Genomic DNA, 10,373 nt, shown 5'->3' on the forward strand with positions numbered 1-10,373 from the left:
TTGCCGCATAATAACGACAATATGATATGAACAGAAATGGTTTATACTCATTAGTATTATTCCCATATGGAATTTCATTTCATGAATTTGGAAGCACTAAACAAAGTCGATCTAAACTTACTGCTATGCTTAAGTGTATTGTTAGAAGAGCGTAACGTCACTCGCGCGGCTAACCGACTATGCGTCAGTCAGTCTGCTGTCAGTAAGTCCCTGGCAAAACTACGACTGCTATTTAATGATCCGCTCTTTACTCGCCAAGCTCATGGATTAGCACCAACACCCAAAGCCATGTACCTAAAACCAAAACTTGATGCGCTAGTCAGTCACCTACAAGCGATTACCCACCCACCAGAGTTTTCTCCAACCAGTAGCGAATATCGTTTCCATATTGCAGCAGTAGAGAGTGTCTACCCACTTATCATGCCTCATTTTTTACCCGCTATTTTCAGCCAAGGTCCCAACCTGAGTATTAGTACACATGCTTGGAATGAACGTACCTTTGAACAAATGCAAAAAGGAGAGTTGGACTTAGGCATAACCGGCAAAGATATTGATATTCGAGATGCTATTCGAACCATGTATCCTCCAGAAGACATTCGCGAATTAGAAGTGTATCGAGATAATCAAATGTGCTTGGTTAGGGCTAACCACCCCGTACTATCCAAACCATGGAACCTAGACGCTTATTTGTCGTTGCGACACGTACAGGTACGTTGCGATGGTAGCGATCGCTGGTTACTAGATTATCGCCTCTCCGATATGGGCAAAGAGAGAGATGTCGCTATTACCGTGCCTGACTTCAATAATGCGGCGGCGTTATGTTCATATACCGATTTTATTTTTACAGCCCCTCGTCACTTTGTTCATCTTGTTGCCGACCAATTGGGGTTGGTGGTATTACCCTTACCATTAGAATTCCCCCCAATGGCCTACACATTATTTTGGCACAAAGAACGAGATAACGACCCAGCTCTAAATTGGCTTATCGATATCATAAAGCAGAAAACACTCCATCTTCGTTAGCGATCAACTTCGTACATCAACAACCTATTGCGTAGTAAGAGTGCTATTGAAAAAATGGTAAACAATGTGTACTGCATAATGGATTGTAACTATTCACTAAAAGCGCTAGCTTATAATGCAAATAACAGTAGGCCGAGCTCACTCGCCCAATAGAAGGAATTACCGATGCAACCTTTCACATCCCAACGCGTCTCCGCACTTCAAGCATGGCTGGAGTCCAATCAACTCGACGCCTTTATCATCGCTCATGAAGATGAGTACTTGGGTGAGTATGTACCTGAGCACAATGAACGCCTACACTGGCTAACAGGCTTTACTGGTTCAGCTGGTGCAGCGGTGATTACTAAAGATCGCGCTGTGATTTTTGTTGATGGTCGTTACACCGTCCAAGTAACCAAACAAGTCCCCGCTGAAACGTTTGAATATTGCCACTTAATTGAAACACCACCAGTCACTTGGCTACTAGAGCACCTTGCTGCGGGTTCTAGAGTGGGGATAGATCCACGTATGCACCGAGGCAATTGGTATCACGGCGCACAGAGCCAAGTAGCAGGCCAACTCCAGCTTGTCCCTTGCGACACCAATCCTGTTGATCTTCACTGGGCTGACCGTCCTGCTCCTCAACTCAGTGATGTGATGCTTATGCCTCTCGATTATGTAGGACAATCAAGTTTAGATAAACGACGTGAGCTCAGTCAGAATTTAAGCCAATCAGGTGCGGCAGCTGCAGTGATCACCGAGCTAGACTCTATTTGCTGGCTTTTGAATGTTAGAGGTCTCGACGTCTCTCGCCTCCCTGTTCTGCTATCACATGCCATTCTCTTTGATGATGGTAGCGTGAAGTTCTTTATTGACTCAGCACGGATCACCGATCGCCAACTGTTTGACCAACACGTTGGTGAGAGTGTCACCGTCCATGCCCCTGATTCTTTATCTGAAGAGCTTGCAGCACTAGCAGGAAAAGTCGTGTCATTAGACTCAGGTACAAGTAATGCCTGGTTCCAACTTGAACTCGAACGTGTCGGTGCTATCGTTCTTCCACTCGCTGATCCATGCTTGATGCCTAAAGCAGCCAAGAACAGTGTGGAGATCGCTGGCATGAAAGCAAGCCATGTTCGTGATGGCGTGGCGATGGTCAAATTTTTTTCTTGGCTGGATAACCAAGTCGAAAATAAGGTGACACACGATGAAGGCTCTTTGTCTAATCAGTTAGAATCATTCCGTCGTGAAGATACTTCACTTGTCGACCTAAGCTTTGATACGATTTCTGCATCCGGTGGTAACGCAGCGATGTGTCACTATAATCACATGAATCAAGAGCAACCAGGGGCGCTAATAAATGACAGCCTATATTTGGTTGACTCAGGCGGTCAATACCCTGATGGCACAACGGACATCACACGTACAATTGCTATCGGTCAACCGAGCGATGAAATGAAGCATCAATTCACCCTCGTGCTCAAGGGCCATATTGGACTAGCGTCAGCATTGTTCCCGAATGGGACTTGTGGACACCAACTTGATATTTTGGCTCGACAACACCTATGGGCAAATGGATTTGATTACGACCACGGTACTGGACATGGTGTGGGTCACTTCCTTAGTGTCCATGAAGGACCACAGCGTATTGCAAAAGTCGTCAACAACACCGCTCTCGTACCAGGAATGGTATTATCTAATGAGCCGGGTTATTACCGAGCAGATGCATTTGGAATTCGAATCGAGAATCTAGAGTTGGTCGTTGAGAAAACGACACAAGGTGACCTAACCATGCTTGGGTTTGAATCGCTAACACGCTGCCCAATCGACAAGCGCAATATTGTGTTAGACCAATTAAGCGAGGCTGAAGTTAACTGGCTCAACCAATATCATCAAACCGTTTTTGATGATATTTCTCCGTTAGTAACTGGCGAAACTCTTGAATGGTTACGCGAAGCCTGCCTACCAATTAGCCGCTAACTTGGCTCATAAACAAAAGAGCTGCAATTGCAGCTCTTTTGTTTCACGTGAAACATAGGCCTTCACGCCTTAATCTACTATAGATTTAACCAGAGTAAGACTGATGCCAGTCTTTCCATACCGGCTCCATCGCACGCTGTTTAACTGACAAGGCAACTTCTTGTGCGCTACGTTCATCGCTTATTTCGAACTGTTCCAACTCTTGGGCGTTACTCGCATACCCACCAGGCTGCGTCTTTGACGCTGCACTAATGCTGGTAATCCCAAGCGGATAAACATTGTCACGAAACTCAGAAGACTCACGAGTCGATAGCGATAATTCAACTTCATTGTTAAATAAACGATAGGCACAAATAAGTTGCACCAACTGCTTATCTGACATTACGGATTTTGGTTGTACCGCCCCTTCACAGGGTCTAAGCCGAGGAAATGATATTGAGTAACGTGTTTTCCAATAGCGCTTTTCTAAATACTGTAGATGCGCAGCAACGTAAAAGCAGTCTGTTCGCCATTCTTCTAGCCCTATCAACGAGCCAATTCCTACTTTATCAACACCAGCTTGAGCTAACCGATCGGGTGTTTCCAACCGGTAGTCAAAATCCATTTTGTTCCCTCTAAGATGGTGCTCTGCGTAAGTACGACGATTATAGGTTTCCTGATACACCATGACCGCGTCAAGCCCTAACGACTTAAGTTCCTTATACTCATCAGTATCCAATGGTTGAACTTCCATTGCTAAATAACTAAAACGCTGCTTAATTTCTGGTAACACCAGTCGGAAATATCGCATTCCAACTTTGGTTTCGTGCTCGCCAGTGACTAAGAGTACACTATCGAACCCCATCGACTTTATTACTGTAGACTCATCTTGTATTTCATCAATCGACAACGTTTTGCGCTTAATGCGATTTTCCATTGAAAAACCGCAATACGTGCAAGCATTCGCGCACAAGTTCGACAAATAGAGTGGAATGTACATCCCCATCGTATGGCCAAATCTTTGACGCGTCAGAGCATAAGACCGTTGTGCCATTTGCTCCAAATAAGGTTCTGCCGCTGGCGATATTAATGCAGAAAAATCATCAAGATTCAGCCTGGTTTTGCTAAGTGCTCGCTCTACATCTGCGGCAGTTTTGCTATAAATCGATAATCGAATATCGTCCCAGTCATATTTTTCATGCTCAGTAACAAAACTCATCGTCGCCTCCTAATTACTGCCAAGAAACGACGTTAATGGACTAGACGCCACGGCATGATTAACCCTACCCGCTAAACCACTCTCGTATGCCAATCGACCAGATTCAACCGCAAGCTTAAACGCCTTCGCCATTGCAGCAGGGTTCGCTGCCGATGCAATGGCGGTATTTACCAGTACAGCGTCAGCACCGAGCTCCATTGCCAGCGCCGCATGGGAAGGTGCGCCGATACCAGCATCAACAACAACAGGAACATTAGCTTGTTCAATAATAATTTCTAAAAAATCCTGTGTCACTAACCCCTTATTGCTGCCAATTGGAGCGCCTAATGGCATGACGGCAGCACAACCTACCTCTTCCAATCGCTTACAAAGCGTTGGATCAGCAGAGCAATAAGGTAAAACAATAAAGCCATCTCTTACCAGTTGCTCAGCGGCAAGGAGCGTTTCAATTGGATCCGGTAGCAAATACTTAGGGTCCGGATGAATTTCCAACTTTAACCAATTTGTACCAAGCGCTTCCCTTGCTAAATGTGCTGCAAATATTGCATCTTTGGCATTTTTTGCGCCCGATGTATTAGGCAGCAAATTTACCCCTCGCTTGATAAGAGGACGAAGAATGTCATCTTCCTGGGTGTCTAAGTCGACGCGTTTAAGCGCCATTGTGGCTAACTCAGAACCACTTTCAATGATGGCGTCGACCATAAGTGACTTATCAGCGAACTTACCTGTACCTGTAAATAAGCGAGATGAGAAGTTCTTTCCTGCGATCGTTAACATGTTAGCCCCCGGCAATGGCCTGAAATACGTTGATGTTCATATGTGATTTAAGCGCGAAAGACGCCCATGTGGTTCGTGGAACAATATTGTCATCAATCGCAACGGCGCAACCATGAGTGTCGATAGCTAAAGAATCGAGAACATGCTGCAACGTTGTTGTCGTTTCAACTTCCATTGATAATCCATTTACTTGAATCGATATCATGACACAGGCTCCTTTTGGCTAGATGCACAAACCCTACATTCCGGGTCATGCTGTAATTTTAGTGATTGCCATTGGCCATTAAAGCCGTCAAACATTTTCAGCGTTGGCGTAATACTTTGAACTAGTCCGCTGGCTATTTTGATTGCTTCAAGAGCCGAGTAGACACCAATCATTCCAACTACCGGGCCTACCACGCCGCTACTAGAACAGTCGATTGGTGAAGATAATTCATTGAACGGATAAAGACACCGATAGCAAGGGCCTGACGGCTGACTAGCAAAGCCGAATACCGTCAACTGACCATTCCAACCAATTGCCGCACCAGAGACTAGATTTGTGTTTGTCTCATAACACGCTTGGTTGATGGCATGACGAGTTGGCAAATTATCACTGCAGTCGATGACAACATCAGCCAAAGACACTTCAAGCTTCAATTGATTTCCACTAAGAAAAGTATTTATCGTTCTTATTGAAACATCGTCATTTCGATCCATTAACTGCTGTTTTAATGCTGTGACTTTTGATACACCAACATCTTCTTGCCGGTATGCAATTTGCCGAGGCAAGTTAGAGAGCTCAACAATATCCTGATCAGCAATGACCAAACGCCCCACACCAGCACCAGCCAAATACAGTGAGGCGGCTGTCCCCAATCCTCCGCATCCGATAACTAACACATGGCTAGATAGCAAATTTTGTTGCCCTCGCTCAGCGATCTCTGGCACGCTGATCTGTCGAATATAACGTTGAAACTGGTTATCTAGCACCATTAAGGTTTCCTCATTATGCGGGAAAACTGATCTATCACGTTTGGTACATCGTTAGCTTGGGTGATCGCTCTTACCACGGCCAAACTCGATACCCCACGATCCCACACTGGCTGCGCTGTATTAAGATCGATACCACCGATAGCAACAGTAGGGTACCCAACTGAATTGCCGTAGTTAATAGTGTCTATGAGCTGCTGATACAAGCCTAAACGAACAAGCCCCTGTGGACGCGAAGGCATATCTTTCGTGGTGGTTGGGAAAATATGACCAAGTGCAATATAGCTCGGATTAATTTGAACAATTCGCAGCAACTCGTAATAACCATGGGTAGAAAGTCCAAGTCGAATACCTGCATTCGCAATCTGTCTTAGTTCGGCAGTTTCTATATCTTCCTGACCAAGATGAACGCCATAAGCCTTGTGCTTAAGCGCAAGCTGCCAGTAGTCATTGATAAACACCTGTGCGTTATATTGATTCCCGAGCTCTATCGCCTGCTTGATCTTAGATTCTAAGTTCACATCGTCAGGGTTCTTAATTCTTAACTGTATCGTTTTTATTCCGAACTCAAGTAGTGTTTTAATCCAATCAACACTGTCTACTACTGGATATAGACCAAGGCTCGCCTTACTCATCGTTGAAAATGAAGTTTTACTCGCCTTTACAGCCCAACCTACTTTTATGTTAATTAGCTCATCTTCAATAACAGGTGTTGGAAAGTGCTGATTCAGATAAGGCCATGTTTCACGTGAAACACCCCCTGCACGCGCCAAAACCAACGCGTCTTCGACAGGAAAATCGAGCAGCAATGAAACAATAAACCATGAGAAATGGAAACTCGTCTCTTCAATGGCTGAAACACTATTAAGCGCTCTGGGAGATTCACTATTGCACGACCATACGTCCATCGACTGCTGTTCATCTATTACATTTAAATAGATTCGAGTTTTTATAGCTACATTGCTCTCGTTCGATAGTTCAGCTTTGGTCTTCTGATGTTGATAGAACAGCGCGTAATCAACATCATCTGAAAACTCAGATGCAAAGAGATCCGTCGCAACAACGGTTGTGCTCAGATTATTTCCAACAAGCTCTACTTGGGTGGTTGTACTTGCCCCCACTGAGATTGATGAAGTATCAAAGCCTGCTTGTTTCGCAATCCCTAATATCGATTGTAAATGGTTGCCAATATCGAGGCAGTTAGCCGGCAATAGTATTTTCAAAGGATACTCCTATGGTATTTTATTCAGTCACTGCTGGGTGGTATAACTCCGCCCCAGAAGCGAGAAATTCTTCTGACTTCTGTCGCATCCCCTCTAAAGGATCTTCTATCAGTTTGATGTTTATATCGCCTTGGGACTCTAGACCTTTGGCATACTCTCTGACTTCCTGTGAAATCTTCATTGAGCAAAACTTAGGTCCACACATCGAACAGAAGTGAGCAACTTTTCCTGACTCTTGAGGCAAGGTTTCATCGTGATATTGACGTGCAGTATCAGGGTCAAGGGCGAGATTAAACTGGTCCTCCCAGCGGAACTCAAAACGAGCTTTCGACAACGCATTGTCTCGAATTTGTGCCCCCGGGTGACCTTTCGCAAGATCCGCGGCATGAGCAGCAAGCTTATAGGTAATAAGCCCTGTCTTAACATCTTCTTTATTCGGTAGCCCCAGGTGCTCCTTAGGTGTGACATAACACAACATAGCGCAGCCATACCAACCGATCATCGCAGCACCAATGCCAGACGTAATATGGTCATATCCTGGTGCTATGTCGGTAGTTAAAGGGCCTAGTGTATAGAATGGTGCTTCGTGACAGTGCTCTAGTTGTTCTTCCATGTTTTCTTTGATCATGTGCATCGGAACATGGCCAGGGCCTTCAATAATGACCTGAACGTCATAGTCCCAAGCAATTTTGGTCAACTCACCCAATGTGCGTAATTCGGCAAACTGCGCTTCGTCGTTAGCATCAGCGATAGACCCTGGTCTTAGCCCGTCCCCTAAAGAGAGTGCAACGTCATACTTAGCACAAATCTCACAGATCTCTTTAAAGTTGGTATAAAGGAAACTTTCTGTATGGTGCGCTAAACACCACTTGGCGATAATAGAGCCACCTCGAGATACAATACCTGTGACACGCTTTGCTGTCATAGGGACATAACGAAGGAGCAGCCCCGCATGAATCGTAAAGTAGTCGACACCTTGTTCAGCCTGCTCTATTAGTGTGTCTCTCATCACTTCCCATGTAAGGTCTTCGGCAATGCCATTTACCTTTTCTAACGCTTGATACATAGGAACGGTACCAATTGGGACTGGGCTATTACGTAGAATCCACTCACGGGTCTCATGAATATTACGCCCTGTCGACAGATCCATAACAGTATCGCCACCCCAGCGGGTACTCCAGACAAGCTTTTCAACCTCTTCTTCTATCGAAGATGACACTGATGAATTGCCAATGTTAGCATTAACTTTAACTAGAAAATTGCGGCCAATGATCATTGGTTCAGATTCTGGATGGTTGATATTTGATGGAATGATTGCTCGACCTTCAGCAACTTCTTTTCTAACAAATTCAGGTGTGATCTCTTTTGGCAAGTTAGCACCAAAACTTTGACCGGGATGCTGTTGAGTTAGCATTTTGTCTGCTATTTTTTGACGCCCCATATTCTCCCGTATAGCGATGTACTCCATCTCTGGAGTCACAATCCCTTGGCGGGCATAGTGAAGCTGAGTGACACAGGCACCCTCTTTTGCACGGCGTATACGTGGTAATTGGCCATATCGGAGGTCATCAAGCGTTTCATCATTCAGGCGCTCTTGAGCAAAATCAGATGTGACACCAGAAAGAATTTCAGTATCTGTTCTTTCCTCAATCCATTGCTCTCTAAGCTTTGGTAGTCCCGAATAAAGGTCGATGTTGTGATTAGGATCTGTGTAAACGCCTGAGGTGTCGTACACGTTTATCGGTTCGTTTGCTTCAAAGATTGGGTTAGTTTTCGAGCCGCCGACTAAGCTGTCGGCAAGATGGATCGTCCGCATTGGAACTTGGATATCTTCACGGGAACCCTGAATATATGTTTTTTCAGAATTTGGATAAGGCGTTACCGACAAGGTGTCGATAAATTGTTTGGCTTCCAGTCTGGTTTGTTTACGAGTCGACATAGCATTTCCTTTATTATCGTATAAGAAAGATAAATGCTTGACGGATGTGTGAATACAAGAGGTATCAACGACAATACAACAACAAAATATCATCGTAGGTAGTTGATAAAAGAGGGAAATTCCTTTCTTTCTCCTGTTCCCTTCGCAGGTATTAGCCTGATCAGGTTCAACGGATCCCGAATTAACGGTCTCAGCCCAAAAGGGCACTCCGACAAGTATTGCGACAATCATAAACGAAATTTTGTGAAAACGCTATTGAGCAAATGTTAATTTGTTCAAGTTTTCATCAACAATTGGAAACCGATCCACGCTGCTGTGATACTCAAAAACACGTTTAACAGCACATTCAAACCCATCTTAAAAAAAGCGCCTTGCTGCATAAGTAAGACATTATCCATGGAGAATGTAGAAAATGTGGTTAATGCACCTAAAAAACCGAGTCCAATGATTTGACGCCATGGCTCGGTGACCACTAATTCCGCTTCAAATGCAGCTATGAGTAACCCCATAATAAAAGACCCCACGACATTCACTGTCAGAGTCCCATACGGGAACCCCCTTCCTAAAAGTACCACACAAAGTTCGGAAATTAGATATCGCGAACAAGCACCAAAGGCTCCTCCTAGGGCAATATATCCCAAAATTGTAAATTGTCCCATAACTCGCTTACCAACAAATATAATCAATACAGCAATAATATACGAAGAAGGATTGATTACGACACTAGTATTGAAAATTAGTCGTTATAATGAGTATATCTTTAGTGGCGAACTCTCACAGATTTCAAACGTTACATGCGTCACTTCTAGTGATGTTTACTGTCGCTCTAGTATGTAGCTATTAACCGCAATATACCTATGTCGAACTATTTGGCAGCCCTACCCCATTCAATGGGGAAAATGGCAGAGTGAACAGAGCTCAAATCAGCGTAACCAACCACCGATCTGACTAAAAGGGAAAGTGACTGAACCATCACTGAGAATTTTCTCAAACGTAAAAAAACCTCAGTCTTTCGACTGAGGCTTAGTATAAGTGGCGGAGTGGACGGGACTCGAACCCGCGACCCCCGGCGTGACAGGCCGGTATTCTAACCAACTGAACTACCACTCCGCAGTGGCTTACTCGCTATTGCAAGTGTCCATAAATTAAAGCCTGGCGATGTCCTACTCTCACATGGGGAAACCCCACACTACCATCGGCGCTACTGCGTTTCACTTCTGAGTTCGGCATGGGATCAGGTGGGTCCGCAACGCTATGGTCGCCAAGCAAATTCTTCTTTTAC

9 protein-coding genes, 1 tRNA gene, 1 rRNA gene and 1 riboswitch are annotated in these 10,373 nt (G+C 44.7%); of the genes, 2 read left to right on the top strand and 9 right to left on the bottom strand.

The window, feature by feature from the left end; translation table 11 throughout:
- The first annotated feature begins 81 nt into the window (after nt 1–81).
- Both L4D05_RS23550 and L4D05_RS23555 read left to right on the top strand, forming a co-directional pair.
- Nucleotides 82–1,023, top strand: coding sequence for a LysR family transcriptional regulator (locus L4D05_RS23550; RefSeq protein WP_428754955.1), 942 nt, complete (start codon nt 82–84; stop codon nt 1,021–1,023).
- Nucleotides 1,024–1,188: 165 nt separating this feature from the next.
- Nucleotides 1,189–2,982, top strand: coding sequence for an aminopeptidase P family protein (locus L4D05_RS23555; RefSeq protein WP_428795433.1), 1,794 nt, complete (start codon nt 1,189–1,191; stop codon nt 2,980–2,982).
- A gap of 85 nt (nt 2,983–3,067) precedes the next feature.
- On the opposite strand, the gene thiH is transcribed toward L4D05_RS23555, so the two are convergent.
- From thiH to rrf, 9 genes are all read right to left on the bottom strand, one after another.
- Complete coding sequence (thiH, locus tag L4D05_RS23560) at nt 3,068–4,180, bottom strand: 2-iminoacetate synthase ThiH (protein ID WP_428795434.1); 1,113 nt, start codon at nt 4,178–4,180, stop codon at nt 3,068–3,070.
- A 9-nt stretch (nt 4,181–4,189) separates the two neighbouring features.
- Nucleotides 4,190–4,957, bottom strand: coding sequence for a thiazole synthase (locus L4D05_RS23565; protein WP_428795435.1), 768 nt, complete (start codon nt 4,955–4,957; stop codon nt 4,190–4,192).
- A 1-nt stretch (nt 4,958) separates the two neighbouring features.
- Entirely contained in the window at nt 4,959–5,162 is a 204-nt protein-coding gene (thiS, locus tag L4D05_RS23570; RefSeq protein ID WP_428754951.1) for a sulfur carrier protein ThiS, read from the bottom strand.
- Complete coding sequence (locus tag L4D05_RS23575) at nt 5,159–5,932, bottom strand: HesA/MoeB/ThiF family protein (RefSeq protein WP_428795436.1); 774 nt, start codon at nt 5,930–5,932, stop codon at nt 5,159–5,161. Before L4D05_RS23575 ends, thiS begins: the two co-directional genes overlap by 4 nt.
- Entirely contained in the window at nt 5,932–7,152 is a 1,221-nt protein-coding gene (locus L4D05_RS23580; protein ID WP_428795437.1) for a thiamine phosphate synthase, read from the bottom strand. Before L4D05_RS23580 ends, L4D05_RS23575 begins: the two co-directional genes overlap by 1 nt.
- 19 nt (nt 7,153–7,171) lie before the next feature.
- A complete protein-coding gene (gene thiC / locus L4D05_RS23585) occupies nt 7,172–9,091 on the bottom strand; it encodes a phosphomethylpyrimidine synthase ThiC (protein ID WP_428795438.1) in 1,920 nt (639 codons plus the stop codon).
- Between the two features lie 120 nt (nt 9,092–9,211).
- Nucleotides 9,212–9,312, bottom strand: a riboswitch (TPP riboswitch).
- 54 nt (nt 9,313–9,366) lie between these two features.
- A complete protein-coding gene (crcB, locus tag L4D05_RS23590; RefSeq protein ID WP_428754947.1) occupies nt 9,367–9,750 on the bottom strand; it encodes a fluoride efflux transporter CrcB in 384 nt (127 codons plus the stop codon).
- 374 nt (nt 9,751–10,124) lie between these two features.
- A tRNA-Asp gene (locus L4D05_RS23595) sits at nt 10,125–10,201 on the bottom strand.
- Nucleotides 10,202–10,241: 40 nt separating this feature from the next.
- Nucleotides 10,242–10,357, bottom strand: a 5S ribosomal RNA gene (gene rrf, locus L4D05_RS23600).
- Nucleotides 10,358–10,373: the final 16 nt, after the last annotated feature.

Source organism: Vibrio nomapromontoriensis (genome assembly GCF_050337205.1).
Classification (GTDB): Bacteria; Pseudomonadota; Gammaproteobacteria; order Enterobacterales; family Vibrionaceae; genus Vibrio; species Vibrio nomapromontoriensis.

What these genes read in the sequence shown, in the direction of transcription:
- L4D05_RS23550 (WP_428754955.1), top strand. Translation starts at nt 82, where the DNA reads ATGAATTTGGAAGCACTAAACAAAGTCGATCTAAACTTACTGCTATGC.
- L4D05_RS23555 (WP_428795433.1), top strand. Translation starts at nt 1,189, where the DNA reads ATGCAACCTTTCACATCCCAACGCGTCTCCGCACTTCAAGCATGGCTG.
- thiH (WP_428795434.1), bottom strand. Translation starts at nt 4,180, where the DNA reads ATGAGTTTTGTTACTGAGCATGAAAAATATGACTGGGACGATATTCGA.
- L4D05_RS23565 (WP_428795435.1), bottom strand. Translation starts at nt 4,957, where the DNA reads ATGTTAACGATCGCAGGAAAGAACTTCTCATCTCGCTTATTTACAGGT.
- thiS (WP_428754951.1), bottom strand. Translation starts at nt 5,162, where the DNA reads ATGATATCGATTCAAGTAAATGGATTATCAATGGAAGTTGAAACGACA.
- L4D05_RS23575 (WP_428795436.1), bottom strand. Translation starts at nt 5,932, where the DNA reads ATGGTGCTAGATAACCAGTTTCAACGTTATATTCGACAGATCAGCGTG.
- thiC (WP_428795438.1), bottom strand. Translation starts at nt 9,091, where the DNA reads ATGTCGACTCGTAAACAAACCAGACTGGAAGCCAAACAATTTATCGAC.
- crcB (WP_428754947.1), bottom strand. Translation starts at nt 9,750, where the DNA reads ATGGGACAATTTACAATTTTGGGATATATTGCCCTAGGAGGAGCCTTT.